We start from the raw sequence: 14,513 nt of genomic DNA on the forward strand, positions 1-14,513 counted from the left end.
ACACGGCATTTGTTTTTATTGTGTGTGGCGACCTGCCCTGGAAGGCGCCGTAGCTGGCGGCTGGGCGGGTCTGGTGAGCAATCGTGGGCCGAGATGGAAGGCTTTGAAAGTTAATTATCGGCATCCATATCAGTGGGCTTTTTAATGCAGGCCGCCGCCCTTTGCCTGCATCCAGAAATGCACTGCACCCGATCCTGATAATTAATTGGAGACATACCCGCATCCCCCCTACCGTGGTACGTCACCCAAGCCTCAGTAGAAAAGGCCCGATCATGAACGACCGTGAGTTCATCAACGCCATCGACGCCGATGGCCTGCCCCTGCACATTGCCGTAACCAACGGGCGCATCACCCACATCGCCCCGCAACGCGCCAACACCCCCGCCCGTGAAACCATCGACCTTGAAGGCCTGCTGGTGCTGCCAGGCTTTGTCGATGGCCACATCCACCTGGACAAGAGCTTTGTCGGCGACCGCTGGCGACCGCACCAACCCGTGGCCAGCCTGCGCGAGCGCCTGGCCGTGGAAAAACGCGAACTGGCCAGTGCCCCACCCATCGTCGAGCGCGCCGATGCGCTGATGCGCCAAGCCGCCTCGTTCGGCACCCTGGCGATGCGCTGCCACGTGGACGTGGACGCCACCACCGGCCTGACCAACCTGCACGCCATGCTCGAAGCCCGGGACAAGTGGAAAGACCTGCTCGACATCGAGCTGGTGGCCTTCCCCCAGGCCGGTGTGGTGACCTGCCCCGGTACGGCTGAAGTGATGGAAGCGGCCATCCGCGAAGGCGTGCAGGTAGTCGGCGGCATCGACCCGACCACCCTGGACGGCGACGCCGACGCCCAGCTGGACATTGTCTTCGGCATCGCCGAACGACATGGCGTGAAGGTCGACATTCACCTGCACGAGCCGGGCGATATCTGCATCGCCCAGCTCGAGCGCATTGCGGCACGCACCCAGGCACTGGGCATGCAAGGCCTGGTGGCGGTCAGCCACGCCTATGGCCTGGGCGACGTATCCGATGCCGTAGTAGACCGCACGGCCGAAGTGCTGGCCGGCGCAGGCATCTCCATCATGACCAACGCCCCCGGCGAACACGCCTTCCCGCCCGTGCTGCGCCTGCGTAACGGCGGCGTGCGGGTATTTACCGGCAACGACAACATCCAGGACGCCTGGTGGCCCTACGGCAATGGCGACATGCTGCAGCGGGCGATGCTGGTCAGCTACCGCTCGGGCTTCAATACCGATGAAGAGCTGCGGGTTGCGCTGGAAATGGCGACCGAAGCCAGTGCCGGGGTGATGGGCAAACAGGACTATGGTTTGAAGGTTGGTAACGAGGCCAGCTTCGTGCTGTTCAAGGCACCCAATGCTGCTGCTGCGGTGGCGGCTGCCATTCATGAACGGGTGATTGTGCGCCACGGCGCGTTCTGGGGCAGGCCTGCGCAGTTGCAGTTGAAGGCTGCGCAGTTTGCTACCGAACTGCGCCGTTAACCGCAGGCGAAGTTCAGATCTCAGCCCTGCTCGGTCCCTGTGGGAGCGGGTTCACCCGCGAACACCGGCACCGCCGGTGCCATACACCGCGTTGTCTTCTTCGCGGGTAAACCCGCTCCCACAGGGTACGCGGCACGGTTTCGAGCTTTGTACGCTGAGCGAAGGCGCAGCCGATGGGCTGCGCAGGCTCATTCCGCCTCAGCCCGCAAGATCCCGATCAGAATTTCAGCCAGCGCCATGACCATAGGGTCCGCCGTAGGCCGATGAAAAATCGCCGCCTCAAACACCTTGATGGGCTTGAACCCCTGCTCCGCCCCGAGCACTCGATGCCCACCCGTCACCACCCGCGACGGCAACAGGCTAACCCCCAACCCGTTCGCCACCGCTTCCTGAATCCCCGCCAGGCTCGAACTGGTAAAAGCGATCCGCCAACTGCGCCCCATTGCCTCGACCGCACCGATCATGTCATCCCGGTACAACCCCCGCGGCGGAAAGGTCACCAGCGGAATAGGGTCTTGGGCAAAACACGGGTACTGCGCACTGTCGATCCACTCGATGCGCTCCGGCTGGCACGCATTCGCCTCGCGGCTGTGGCGCCGTTGCTTGATCAACACCAGGTCCAGCTCGCCACGGTCGTAGGTGCTCATCAAGTCCCGGCTAAGCCCACCGGTAATCTCCAGCTTCACCGTCGGATTACGCCGGTTGAAAGCCGCCAGCGCCTGCATCGTCTTGCCCGCGACAAAATCGTCCGGCAGGCCGATGCGTACGGTCACCGTCACCCCGCCCGACATGGCCTCGGTCAGCTGGCTGCTCACCGCCAGCAGGTGCCGCGCATACCCCAGCAGGGTTTCCCCCGCATCGGTCGGGTGCACCTCGCGGTTGCTGCGGTCGAGCAACTGCTGGCCGACCATTTCCTCCAGCCGGCGCACCTTCTGGCTGACCGTGGACTGGGTGGAGTGCAGGCGCGCGGCAGCGGTGGTGAAACTGCCGCAGTCGGCCACCATGACCACGGTGCGGAGCATGTCCAGGTCATAGATGGCACGGTTGGGTTTGATGGAGTCAGGCATCTGCGGGTTCAGCTTTTGTGGATGGGGCTGGGTACATGATGCCTGAAGCTGGAGTGGATGATGCAATGCCAGAGGGCAAGGCATGCCTTGTATGCATGCACGAACCCTTTCGCGGATGCAGTCTTTTGCTCAAGCTGCAGCGGCCCCCTTCCCCTCGCCACTGACCTCGAACTGCCCCACCAGCTTCTGCAACTTGCCGGCATCCACCCGCACCTTCTGGGCGCTGCTCTGCAGCACCACCGCCGTCTGGCGCATCTCGCTGGAGGACTGGTTGACCTGGTCGATGGTCTTGCCATATTCCACGCTACGCCGGTTGAGCTGCTGGATGATCGCGAACATGCCCTCCACGGCTTGGTGCAGTTGCACGTTCTCGGAGGAGGCGTCTTCGGCAAGGCGCAGGCTGTTGTCGACGTCCTGTACGCCCTGCTCCATGAAGCTGACGGCCTGGCGGGTTTCGCCCTGAAGGCTCTCGACCATGTGGCGGATGTCTTCGGCGGCCCGCGCGGTTCGCGCGGCCAGGCTGCGCACCTCGTCGGCCACCACCGCAAAGCCACGGCCATGCTCGCCGGCACGCGCCGCCTCGATGGCAGCATTGAGCGCCAGCAGGTTGGTCTGGTTGGTGATGTCGCTGATCAACCCGGTGATGTTGTCGATTTCGACCATGCGGCTGTCGAGCCGCTGCACGCTGGAGGACGAGCGCGCCACCACATCGCGAATCGACTGGGTACCTGCCTGCACCGCCAGAAACTGCTCGCGGGCACGGCTGACCACCTCGTCCATCGCCTGCTTCATCTGCTCGGCGCTGACCGATGCCTGCTGCAGTTCGCCGAGCTGTTCCTCCATGATGATCATCATGTGGTGCACGGCGTCCGCCACATCGGCAGAGCTCACACTCGCCTCCTGGCTGCGCCCGAGCATCATCTGGTTGGTGCTGCCGACCGTACGGCTGGCCTTCACCACTTGCCCCACTACCGCGTCCAGGCGGTCGATGAAGCTGTTGATCCAGCGCGCCATGTCGGCGCTCTCATCGTTGCCCAGGGTGCTGGTGTCCAGGCGCTGACGCAGGTTGCCTTCACCCTCGGCGATGGTGCGCAGTACGCCGCTCATGCCATTCAACCTGGCTGCCAGGCGCTTGGGCCCGAACACGCCGAACACCAGCGTGGCGCCGAGCATGCTCACGGCCATAATCACGTCGTTCAGCCCTTGCGGCAGGCCGGCATAGTGCTGCACCAGGTAGTTGCAACCGAACAACCCGGCTATGGTCGCCACGTAGGGTTTCATCAACCCATAGCTCAGCGAGCGGCGTCGGTAGACCTCTTCCAGGTCCGCCTCGCACATCATGCCCCAGCGGTCGGGCGAGCCCGGCAACTGGAACGTTACGCCCTTGCCGACCACCGGCACGTGGCGGTAGTCCGAGTAACCCGGGTAGGTCACGAACAGGTTGGCACCACGCCTGATGGTTTCCCTTACCCCCGGGTGCAGTTCGCGCGTGGAGGGGTCGGTGAAGCGCAGTTCCAGCTCGGTATGGCGCTGGACCTGCACGGTGGTCCAGGGCGTGTGCACACCACTTTTGAGGTTTTCGCCGTGGGTAAAGGTGCCGTCCTCGAAGCGCGAGCGCGACAGCGCCGTGCCGGGCTGGATCGCCGGGTCGAAGCGCGACTGCGCCATGAACAGGTAGTTGTCGCCCGACTCGGCGAAAATATGCCCGGCCTCGCGCTGTATCAGGTCGCCCAGCACATCGTTGGGCACCCGGCCGCACAGGCAGCCGAGCACTTTGCCACCGGCCTTCACCGGCTGGTAGAACATCAGCGTCACCTCATCGTGGAAGCGTGAGGATGACGGACCAATGCGCAGGGTTAGCGGGTCGCTGTAGGGGCCATGCAGAAACGGCGCCTTCAGGCCTTGGGCCAGCGCTGCAGTGTGCTCGATACGTGGCGTACCACGTTGTGGCCAGGTGGAGGCGATGATGCTGCCGGCAGCATCGACGACAAACAACTCGGAAAAGTCTTCGGCCTGCGCCAGCTTGTCCCGCAGCAGCGTGCTGTCGGGTTGAGCGAACCCTTGCGCGAGTTGTTCCGCTAGTTCCGCCAAGTGCTCCCAGTGCTCGCACGCCCAATCATGCAACAACCGCACGCGGGTCTGGGCAATGGCTTCGAAAGTTTGCTCGATTTGCGGGTAATTCGCCCGGTTAAGGTGACATGCCCAGCCCATCCTGAGCTTTCCGGTTTTACCCAGCCAGGGCAGCCAGCCCTTCTCGCTCGATGACAACTCCATGGAACCACTGGAAAGCGACATTATCTTCACCATACGCGACATCGGATGGCAATCTGATAGCAAGTCGCACGCCAACGGCGGGAGCGGTGATTAATGGGGAATTCAAGTCATTGAATGCACAGCACTTGTGCATGAAAGGTTATGGGCAGGCCCTGAATGCACCACCGAGGCGCAAACCAGATGAAATCAGGCCCTTATCCGGAATGTGACAAATAGCCGCCAGAACTGCTCGCACATCGCACAACAGTTCGATAATCGCACAAATTCCGCTAAACCCCCTCTACTGTTGCCCTATCTTGCGGCACGCTATAGCGAAAGTCAGCAAACAATTTCAAGCGCTGACAGGCCTCATCGCTTAAAAGCGCCGGCCAGCCCGACAACCATACTCCAGGAACAACCAGGAGCTCGCCTTGATCAATAAAACGTACGAGTCCATCGCCAGCGCGGTGGAAGGGATCACCGACGGTTCGACCATCATGGTCGGTGGCTTTGGCACGGCCGGCATGCCGTCCGAGCTGATCGATGGCCTGATCGCAACCGGTGCCCGCGACCTGACCATTATCAGCAACAACGCCGGAAACGGCGAGATCGGCCTGGCCGCCCTGCTCATGGCGGGCAGCGTGCGCAAGGTGGTCTGCTCGTTCCCGCGCCAGTCCGACTCCTACGTGTTCGACGAACTGTACCGGGCCGGCAAGATCGAGCTGGAAGTGGTCCCGCAAGGCAACCTGGCCGAGCGCATCCGCGCAGCAGGTTCGGGCATTGGTGCGTTCTTCTCGCCGACCGGCTACGGCACCCTGCTGGCCGAAGGCAAGGAGACCCGTGAAATCGACGGCCGCATGTACGTGCTGGAAATGCCGCTGCACGCCGACTTTGCGCTAATCAAGGCGCACAAGGGTGACCGTTGGGGCAACCTGACCTACCGCAAGGCCGCGCGCAACTTCGGCCCGATCATGGCCATGGCTGCCAAGACCGCCATTGCCCAGGTCGACCAGGTTGTCGAACTGGGTGAACTGGACCCGGAGCACATCATCACCCCGGGTATCTTCGTCCAGCGTGTGGTTGCCGTTACCGGTGCTGCCGCTTCTTCGATCGCCAAAGCTGTCTGAGGCCTGCCATGACCATCACCAAAAAGCTCTCCCGCACCGAGATGGCCCAGCGCGTGGCCGCAGACATCCAGGAAGGCGCGTACGTAAACCTGGGCATTGGCGCACCGACCCTGGTGGCCAACTACCTGGGCGACAAGGAAGTCTTCCTGCACAGCGAGAACGGCCTGCTGGGCATGGGCCCAAGCCCTGCGCCGGGCGAGGAAGACGATGACCTGATCAACGCCGGCAAACAGCACGTCACCCTGCTGACCGGTGGTGCCTTCTTCCACCATGCCGACTCGTTCTCGATGATGCGTGGCGGCCACCTGGACATCGCCGTACTGGGCGCCTTCCAGGTCTCGGTCAAGGGTGACCTGGCCAACTGGCACACCGGCGCCGAAGGTTCGATCCCGGCCGTAGGCGGCGCGATGGACCTGGCCACCGGCGCCCGCCAGGTGTTCGTGATGATGGACCACCTGACCAAGACCGGCGAAAGCAAGCTGGTGCCCGAGTGCACCTACCCGCTGACCGGCATTGCGTGCGTCAGCCGCATCTACACCGACCTGGCCGTACTGGAAGTGACGCCTGAAGGGCTGAAAGTGGTCGAGATTTGTGCAGATATCGACTTTGACGAGTTGCAGAAGCTCAGCGGTGTGCCACTGATCAAGTGATCTTCCGGCTTACACAGTCTGTTGCCTTACGCGGACCTTTGTAGGAGCGGCCTTGTGCCGCGAAAGGGCTGTGAAGCAGCCCCAGCAACAGTGGATGTAACGCCAAAATCCGGGGGCCGCTTTGCGGCCCTTTCGCGGCACAAGGCCGCTCCTACAAGTTGATGCGCCAGCATCGAAAGCTGCGCAGTACCTGTAGGAGCTGGCTTGCCTGCGATGGGCTGCACAGCAGCCCCCATGGCCCCGACCAACAGCCACTATCCCAAGCATCACCCCATTTCAGCCCGAGACTATCGCTTTCTTGGCACGATTCAAGGTGCGACGGTCACGTCCGCCTGGCCGCTCTGAGCCAGAGCCGCATGAATGAAACCTTCAGCTTTTTTTCGCTCAACGAATGCCCTTACGTATGCCGCGCCCGCATCCCGTCCACGTGGCACCGCCATTGCCTGGCGGATTGAGGTGAAGGCATCATCCAGCACGCGATAGCGCGGGTCGAGATCAGCTACCTTCTGCAAGGGTTGGCGCACGCCCGCAGCCGCATCGAGTTTTTGTTCAAGGAACAGATCAACCGCCCCTGCGGACGTGTCCGCGCGTTCAAGCTCGGCGTTCTTCAGGGTACGGGTCAGAAACAGATCGTAGGCAGCCCCCTTGCCCACGGCCAGCTTCAGCCCGGCTTGGTCCAGATCAGCCACCGACTGGAATGGAGAATCGCGCTCAACGAGGTACGTGCCTTCAATAATGACGTAGGGTTCGCTGAACGAGATCTGCGCCTCACGCACCGGCTCGATAGCCAGAAACGCCAGGCTCCATACCCCCTCGTCCAACGCGGCAAAGACTTTGCCTGCGGCATCGAAAGTGCGCATTTCCAGCTTCACACCCAGTTCTTGCGCAAGGGCTTTGGCAAGTGCAACGGATACGCCTTGTGGCTCGCCATTCGGGCCACGCTGAGCGAGCACGGGGTTACCAAAATTGATGGCAGCGTGCATGACGCCACCTGGAGCCAGGTCATCGAGTACCGCGGGGGTGATGGTTGTCATAGGGATCTCCTGAAAGGGATTTACCAGATTGGCAAGGTATACGAAACGATCAAGCGATTCTCATCCGCGCCACGCGCAAGGTTCGCGCGGTAGGCCGCATTGCGCCAACGGATACCAACATTTTTCAATGCCCCGGACTGGAACACGTATGCAATATCAGTATTGCGCTCCCACTCACGGCCTTCACCGGCATGGGTAGCTGCATCAGCGTGATCGCCTTTGACATAGCGACTCATGAACGTCAGCCCAGGGATGCCGATGGCGGCAAAGTTGTAGTCGTAACGCAGCTGCCAGGAGCGTTCGCCAGGCTCGGCGAAATCGTTGATCTGGATATAGTTGGTGAGGTACGGATCCGTGCCATTGAGAAATGGCATCGAAGTGTCACCGTTCATTTTCTGTAGCCCGAGGCCAAATGCATGGCCGCCCAGGCTATAAGTGAACAACCCACTGAGCGCACCACTGTCGATGGCGCCAGCATTCGCGTTGCCAGCATCGTCGCTCAGCATGTAGCGCAAATCGCTTTTGAGCTTACCGGGGCCAATGCTCCACGTGTGATTGATACCCAAAAAGTTTTGCCGGTACACGTCCTGCAGTTCGGCGTACTGGTAGCTAAGTGTCAGCCCTTTGTTAACCGCGTAATCAAATCCGCCCACCCAGTAATCATCACCTTCCACAGCACCGGTAAACCTGCGGTTCTTGTTGTTCAGGGTGATTTTCTGAGCGTCGGTCGAGTCACGATCAGTCACGCGATTGAAGCGTGCACCCGTCAGCGTGAAGCCCTCGATTTCGTTACTGGTCAGCAAGCCACCTTCGAAGGTCTGCGGCAGTATCCGCCCGGTATTGGCCTGCACGGTCGGTAGCTTAGGGATGAGTGTTCCGTACCTGAGCTCGCTTTCGGAAACCTTCACCTTGGCGGTCAGGCCGAGACGACTGAACTCATCGGCAGCGCGCCCATCGTCATGCACCGGCAGCAGGCCGGAACCGGATCGGTCAGGGCTTGAATCCAGCTTGATACCCAGCATTCCCAACGCATCAAGGCCAAAGCCCACAGTGCCTGGGGTGTAACCAGAGCGGAAATCGAAGAGGAATCCCTGGGCCCATTCTTCCCGCTTGGACTGGCCGGCACCCTCGCGAAAATCGCGATTGAAGTAGTAGTTTTGCAGTTGCAGGCTTGCCTTGCTGTCCTCGGCAAAACCTTCTGCACCGGCGGTACCGACGACCAGGCACGGGGACAGAGTGATCAGGGTGCGCAGGATGTTTTTGTTGTTGTGCATCTGGCGATTCCATTTTTTGGCATGACGCTGCCCGACCCGGAACAGGCCAGGAAGAAATTATTCGTTACGGGGATTGCTACGCGCTCTGGAACCGCCCTTACAAAGATTGGAATGCCCTGTAAGAGCGACTCTGTTAGCAGGTGTCAGCAGGTCAGTGGGCTGAAGCGGCTACTGGCTGATCGGGCTCTTTGTTGGTCACACGCATCAGTGCAGTCATCAGGAACGCGATGAGCAGCAGTGCGCTGAGGAACAGCAGGCCGGTAGCGGCGCTCTGGCTGTTGCCTTTAACCACGCCAATCATTGATGGGCCAACGAAGCCACCCAGGTTGCCGATGGAGTTGATTACTGCGATGGATACCGCTGCGGTAGCACGATCAAGGAACAGGGTGGGCAGTGCCCAGAACGGGGATTTGAAGCTGTAGAGACCCGACAATGCCACACAGATCATCGCCATCGAGGCCACAGGACTGGACAACATGCCCGCCCCCACCAGGCCCAGGGCCGCCACTGCAAGGGGGATCGCAGAATGCATCTTGCGCTCGTTTCGTCGATCAGAGCTTCGCGACCAAATAACCATCGCTACCGTCGCAACGATATAGGGCAGCATTGCGATCAAACCGATTTGCGTGTGCGTGAGCTCGCTGGAGAAGCCTTTGATGATCTGCGGCATCCAGTAACCCACACCCAGGCTGCCGCACTGGTACACGAAATAGATGAAGGCCAGGTACAGCACCTTCTTGTTGACCATTGTCTTGAACACACCCAGTCGCTTGACGTTCTTGCGGCTCTGGCGATCACGCTCGAGCTCGGCGAGCAGCCAGTCTTTCTCCTGCTGGGTAAGCCATTTGGCCTGCTCCGGTTTGTCAGTCAGGAACAAGAAGCAGGCTATGCCAAGGAACACGGCCGGGACGCCTTCGAGGAACAGCATCCAACGCCAGCCGCTCCAGTCCAGCCACTTGATGTTGTCCATGATCCAGGTCGAAAGCGGCGCGCCTATGATGTAGCTGACCGGGATTGCCGCCGTGAACAGCGCGACGGTCGTGGCCAGCTCCTTCGAGCGGAACCAGTAGGTCAGGTAGACGATCACGCCCGGAAAGAAGCCCGCCTCGGCCACGCCCAAGAAAAAGCGCAGCACGTAGAGCTGGTTGGCGGTCTGGGCGAAGGCGGTAGCGGCAGCAATCAGGCCCCAGGTCACCAGGATTCGGGCTATCCAGACCCGCGCACCGTATTTGTTGAGCATCACGTTGCTCGGGACTTCGAACAGGAAATAGCCGATGAAGAAGATCCCGGAAATGAAACCGAACGCCTCGCTGGTCAGGGCGAGTTCCTTGTTCATCTCCAGCGCGGCATAACCGATATTGGCGCGGTCCAGGTAGGAGACGATGTACAGCAAGAACATGAACGGGATGATCCGCAAGGTAACCTTGCGAACGACAGCCTGCTCATCGACAGTTTTGTTGTTGTTCATAGAGACCTCATCTAGGGCGAACCGTAGCTCGCCCTTTAATTGTTATCGTTGCAGCAGGTATCAGGCGGAAAAGATCATGCAGACCGGGCTGCCGGTCGAAATCGAAAAATCTGTCTTGCTCAAACCACCGGTCTGCGGATGGACGGCAAATGACACGATGCTGTCGCTGTCCTCATTGAGTGCAAACAGGAAACGCTGATTTGGCGTCAGGCTGAAGAAACGCGGCGTTTTCCCTTCGCTAGGCACGAAGTCGACAGCACTCAGCAGGCCACTTCCCTGATCAATCTTGAACACAGCGATGCTGTCGTAACCGCGATTGGAGGCATAGAGGAAACGCCCGCTGCGGTCCACTTCGATCTCGGACGCGCGGCTGTTGCCGGTATAGCTCGCGGGCAGCGACGGCAACACCTGGAACGGTTGCAGGGCACCACTGCGGGAGTCGAAACGGTAGCTGGTAACGGTTGAGTCCAGCTCGTTGATCACATAGGCGAAACCGGCTTTGGGGTGCATTGCGATATGACGCGGGCCAGAACCCTCCCGGGCAACAGCGAATGGCTGGTCGGCAGGGTGCAGCTTGCCGTTGTCAAAGCGGAAGCTGAACACTCGATCCAGGCCTTTATCCGGTACCAGAACGTAGTTCCCTGTTGCATCAAACGGGTTGAAATGCGGCTTGGCGAATGGCTGCTCAACCCGATGAGGGCCAGTGGGGCCTTCAAGCTTGAGCAATTGATTGATACCGCCCAAGGCGCCATTTTCTTCCACATTGAGCACTGCCAAGGTGCCGGTAATATGGTTGGAAACCACCAGGAACCGCTCACTCGGGTCCAGCGCCAAATGCACCGGATTCTTTCCTTCACAGCTTTGGCGGTTGAGGAATGTCAGCTTCCCACTTGCCTTGTCGACGCTGAAGGCACTGACCTCACTGCGGTCGCCATGAACAGTGTAGAGGCGATCACCGGCGCGATTGAGGGCAAGAAACGAGGGATTCACCAAGTCGTCGACCACCTGCACCTGCTCCAGCGTGCCGGCGTCTTGATTCAACCGATAGACCGTGATGCCATCACCACGGGCATTGCGCTCCCGGGTTGTGCGCGATCCGACATAAGCGAACATTGGGGTATTACTCCCGCTTGCAGAATTGTTTGAAGACATGGCACTCGCGGCGCTGACCAACCCTGCAGGTAGCAACGAGCCCAGGATACCGAGGCCTGTGGCTGTACCTAAGTGCTTGATCAGCGTGCGACGGCATAATCCTGCGTGCGTGACGCACGCGAGGTCAGGCGCAACAACGTTGGATTGTTCGCGATCCATGGACGAGTCCTTCTTATTGTTTTGGCCAAGTAGGGCCCCGCATGGGGCCTTTAAACATCAAGCCCGAGTGCGGGCAACAACCTTGCGGATCACGAACGGGAGCACACCACCGTTGGCCAGGTAGCGCACTTCCTGCTGCGAATCCACACGCGCAATAACCTCGGCTTCATCACGACGGCCATCGGCGCGATGAACGATCAGCTTGATCAGGTTCTCCCCTACAGCCAGCTCATCAAGGCCCAGGAAATCGAACTGCTCGCTGCCATCCAAACGAAGGTCGTCAACGCTTTGGCCAGGTTTGAAGACCAGAGGCAGTACGCCCATGCCGATCAGATTGCTGCGGTGAATACGCTCGATGCTTTGCGCAACCACCGCCTTCACCCCAAGCAGGGCCTGTGCCTTCGCGGCCCAGTCACGGCTGGAGCCAGCGCCGTAGTTGATACCTGCAAAAACCACCATCGGTGTCTTGTGCAGGGCATAGCTTTTGGCAGCCTCGTACAGCGGTAAGCATTCGCTGTGGTCAGCATTCCACGCCCAGGCGCCCAGCCCTGGCTGCTGATCGCCAAGGAGACGGTTCTTCACTGATTTGTTGGTGAAGGCACCACGCAGCATCACTTCATGGTTACTGCGACGCGTGGAATACTGGTTGAGGTCCTGTGGATCCTCACCACGTTCGAGCAACCACTGGCCCGCCAAGCTATTGGCAGGGATCGCGCCTGCTGGCGAGATGTGGTCAGTGGTGACGTTGTCGCCAAGCACCATCAGCGCCCGGGCACCATTGATAGCCAGGGACGCTTTAGGCTCCGCCTGGATATCCGCCAGGTATTGCGGACGTCGCAGGTAGGTAGACTCGGGCCTCCAGGGAAACTGGACACTACCCTCGGCAGAAAGCGCCTGCCAATGGTGCGTACCGTCCCAGACAGTCGCCAGGCGATGCTGGAAGAACTCCGGCTTCACCACCTTGGCGACCTCATCGGCAATGTCAGCATCGCTTGGCATGAGATCCTGCAAGAATACCGGCTGGCCCTCAGCATCCGTGGCAAGCGGCTGCGAAGTCAGGTCGATATCGATGGTACCGGCGATGGCGTAGGCAACGCACAGCGCCGGGGATGCCAGATAGCCTGCTGGTACTTTCGGGTTCACCCGGCCTTCGAAATTTCGGTTGCCGGACAACACGACCACGCCTTTGAGGCCCTGATCGGCGAAATGCTCAACGTGCTCTTGGAGCTTCCCCGAGTTGCCGATGCAGGTCATGCAACCGAAGCCCGCCAGATCGAAGCCCAATGCAGAAAAGTCTTCCAGCAGGTTGGCTTCAGCCAAGTAGTCTGCGACCACCTGCGAGCCAGGCGAGAGCGATGTCTTGACCCACGGCTTACGCTGAAGGCCAAGGCTCCGGGCTTTACGGGCCAGCAAACCCGCCTGGATCATCTGCGCCGGGTTTGCGGTGTTGGTACAGCTGGTAATAGCCGACATCACCACAGCGCCGTGAGTGATCGACTCACCAAAAGAAGGCTCGAAGAAGCTCTGCTCTTGCGGGGCTGTGATCAGCTTGCCGCCGCCCAGCACTTCATCCTGGAACGACGCTGCGGCCTTGGAAAGTGGCTGACGTTGGTGCGGTTGGTGCGGGCCTGCAACACTCGGCTCGATGCTCGCCAGATCAAGCTCGATGAGCTCGTCGAATTCCGGCTCGGCCAATTCGTCACGACGCCACAGCGGCTGGGCGCTCATGTAGGCGATGACTTGCTCGCGCAACTTGGCCGAACGACCGCTGAGCTCCAGGTAGGCCAACGTCTCGTTGTCGAACGGGAAGAACACAACTGTCGCCCCGTACTCGGGCGCCATGTTGGAGACTGTGCCACGTGCTGCCCAGCTAAGCGTGGAGAGGCCTGGCCCAGTGAACTCCACGAACTTGCCCACGACCGAGCGCTTGCGCAGAATTTCTGCCACATGCAGGGACAAATCGGTGGCTGTTACACCTGGGCGCATGGCATTGGTCACGCGGATACCGATCACTTTCGGGAAGCTGATCGGTACCGGTTCACCCACCATGGCAGCTTGCCCTTCCAGCCCACCAACGCCCCAGCCCAGCACACCAATGGCATTGATCATCGGCGTGTGGCTGTCGGTGGCGACCATGTCGTCAGGGTGGAGCAGGCGCTCCCCGTTCGCTGCGCGACTTTCCCAAACGACCTGGGCCAACGCCTCCATGTTCATCTGGTGAATGATGCCGGTACCCGGTGGGATCACACCGAAGTTGTCCAGGCTCTTCTGAGCCCATTTGATGAAACGGTAGCGCTCGCTGTTGCGGCGGAAGTCGATGTCCAGGTTCTGCTCGACCGCGTTCGCCTCGGCGTAGCGCTCGACGATTACCGAGTGGTCGATAGTCAGTACAGCGGGGATCAGCGGGTTCATCGCCTGTGGATCGCCACCCAGCTCGGCGACAACATCCCGCATGCCGGCGAAGTCGGCCAAAGCAGGCAGGCAGGTGGTGTCATGGAACATCAGGCGGTTGGGCTGGAAAGGTACTTCGCAGTCCGGGCCCTGCCCGGTAGCTCTCGCCAACACTGACGGCAAGGCTTCTGGAGAGCAGCGTGCAACGTTCTCCAGCAGGATACGAATGGAATACGGCAGCTTTGCCAGCTGGCTGAGATCGAGCATCTTGCCCAGATCGACAATCGTGAACGAATCATCGTTGATTGTCAGGGGAGTAAAGAGGTCGCAGGCAGTCTCGGTCATGCTCATTTCGCTCGGCTTCTTATAGTGCTAGCAGGCATGCGCGGAGCCATGCCTTAGGCGGTTGAGCCGATACTAAGAGCAGTCTGCGGGGATGAAAATTGGT

At 60.4% G+C, this 14,513-nt stretch carries 10 protein-coding genes; 3 read left to right on the forward strand and 7 right to left on the reverse strand.

The features are described 5' to 3' along the window. Positions 1 to 272: 272 nt before the first annotated feature. The gene (locus ABI582_RS16415) at positions 273 to 1,490 is read left to right on the forward strand and encodes an amidohydrolase family protein (RefSeq protein WP_442119717.1); all 1,218 of its coding nucleotides are present in this window, start codon (positions 273 to 275) and stop codon (positions 1,488 to 1,490) included. A gap of 188 nt (positions 1,491 to 1,678) precedes the next feature. On the opposite strand, the gene ABI582_RS16420 is transcribed toward ABI582_RS16415, so the two are convergent. Both ABI582_RS16420 and ABI582_RS16425 read right to left on the reverse strand, forming a co-directional pair. Further along, positions 1,679 to 2,557 carry a LysR substrate-binding domain-containing protein gene (locus ABI582_RS16420; RefSeq protein WP_016487999.1) on the reverse strand — a complete coding sequence of 293 codons (879 nt, stop codon included), beginning with the start codon at positions 2,555 to 2,557 and terminating at the stop codon, positions 1,679 to 1,681. Between the two features lie 129 nt (positions 2,558 to 2,686). Continuing rightward, complete coding sequence (locus tag ABI582_RS16425) at positions 2,687 to 4,873, reverse strand: methyl-accepting chemotaxis protein (RefSeq protein ID WP_442119718.1); 2,187 nt, start codon at positions 4,871 to 4,873, stop codon at positions 2,687 to 2,689. Positions 4,874 to 5,241: 368 nt separating this feature from the next. Here ABI582_RS16425 and ABI582_RS16430 point away from each other — a divergent pair, with 368 nt between their 5' ends. Then, positions 5,242 to 5,937: a 3-oxoacid CoA-transferase subunit A gene (locus ABI582_RS16430; protein ID WP_010954768.1), complete on the forward strand. Its 696-nt coding sequence runs from the start codon at positions 5,242 to 5,244 to the stop codon at positions 5,935 to 5,937. A gap of 8 nt (positions 5,938 to 5,945) precedes the next feature. Next, a complete protein-coding gene (locus ABI582_RS16435; RefSeq protein ID WP_003251131.1) occupies positions 5,946 to 6,587 on the forward strand; it encodes a 3-oxoacid CoA-transferase subunit B in 642 nt (213 codons plus the stop codon). Positions 6,588 to 6,895: 308 nt separating this feature from the next. On the opposite strand, the gene ABI582_RS16440 is transcribed toward ABI582_RS16435, so the two are convergent. The 5 genes from ABI582_RS16440 to acnA all read right to left on the reverse strand — a co-directional run bounded on the left by ABI582_RS16440 (position 6,896) and on the right by acnA (position 14,410). Beyond that, positions 6,896 to 7,621, reverse strand: coding sequence for a transporter substrate-binding domain-containing protein (locus ABI582_RS16440; RefSeq protein ID WP_019472013.1), 726 nt, complete (start codon positions 7,619 to 7,621; stop codon positions 6,896 to 6,898). A gap of 20 nt (positions 7,622 to 7,641) precedes the next feature. Further along, positions 7,642 to 8,895, reverse strand: coding sequence for an OprD family porin (locus ABI582_RS16445; protein ID WP_442119719.1), 1,254 nt, complete (start codon positions 8,893 to 8,895; stop codon positions 7,642 to 7,644). Between the two features lie 151 nt (positions 8,896 to 9,046). Beyond that, a complete protein-coding gene (locus ABI582_RS16450) occupies positions 9,047 to 10,363 on the reverse strand; it encodes an MFS transporter (RefSeq protein ID WP_019472011.1) in 1,317 nt (438 codons plus the stop codon). Between the two features lie 60 nt (positions 10,364 to 10,423). Continuing rightward, positions 10,424 to 11,476: a lactonase family protein gene (locus tag ABI582_RS16455; RefSeq protein WP_442119767.1), complete on the reverse strand. Its 1,053-nt coding sequence runs from the start codon at positions 11,474 to 11,476 to the stop codon at positions 10,424 to 10,426. A gap of 255 nt (positions 11,477 to 11,731) precedes the next feature. Continuing rightward, positions 11,732 to 14,410, reverse strand: a complete 2,679-nt coding sequence (gene acnA / locus ABI582_RS16460) for an aconitate hydratase AcnA (protein WP_442119720.1) — start codon at positions 14,408 to 14,410, stop codon at positions 11,732 to 11,734. Positions 14,411 to 14,513 lie beyond the last annotated feature (103 nt).

It is taken from the genome of Pseudomonas sp. SAS7, assembly GCF_052112345.1.
GTDB lineage: Bacteria > Pseudomonadota > Gammaproteobacteria > Pseudomonadales > Pseudomonadaceae > Aquipseudomonas > Aquipseudomonas putida_Q.

What these genes read in the sequence shown, in the direction of transcription:
- ABI582_RS16415 (WP_442119717.1), top strand. Translation starts at nt 273, where the DNA reads ATGAACGACCGTGAGTTCATCAACGCCATCGACGCCGATGGCCTGCCC.
- ABI582_RS16420 (WP_016487999.1), bottom strand. Translation starts at nt 2,557, where the DNA reads ATGCCTGACTCCATCAAACCCAACCGTGCCATCTATGACCTGGACATG.
- ABI582_RS16425 (WP_442119718.1), bottom strand. Translation starts at nt 4,873, where the DNA reads ATGTCGCGTATGGTGAAGATAATGTCGCTTTCCAGTGGTTCCATGGAG.
- ABI582_RS16435 (WP_003251131.1), top strand. Translation starts at nt 5,946, where the DNA reads ATGACCATCACCAAAAAGCTCTCCCGCACCGAGATGGCCCAGCGCGTG.
- ABI582_RS16440 (WP_019472013.1), bottom strand. Translation starts at nt 7,621, where the DNA reads ATGACAACCATCACCCCCGCGGTACTCGATGACCTGGCTCCAGGTGGC.
- ABI582_RS16445 (WP_442119719.1), bottom strand. Translation starts at nt 8,895, where the DNA reads ATGCACAACAACAAAAACATCCTGCGCACCCTGATCACTCTGTCCCCG.
- ABI582_RS16450 (WP_019472011.1), bottom strand. Translation starts at nt 10,363, where the DNA reads ATGAACAACAACAAAACTGTCGATGAGCAGGCTGTCGTTCGCAAGGTT.
- ABI582_RS16455 (WP_442119767.1), bottom strand. Translation starts at nt 11,476, where the DNA reads ATGTTCGCTTATGTCGGATCGCGCACAACCCGGGAGCGCAATGCCCGT.
- acnA (WP_442119720.1), bottom strand. Translation starts at nt 14,410, where the DNA reads ATGACCGAGACTGCCTGCGACCTCTTTACTCCCCTGACAATCAACGAT.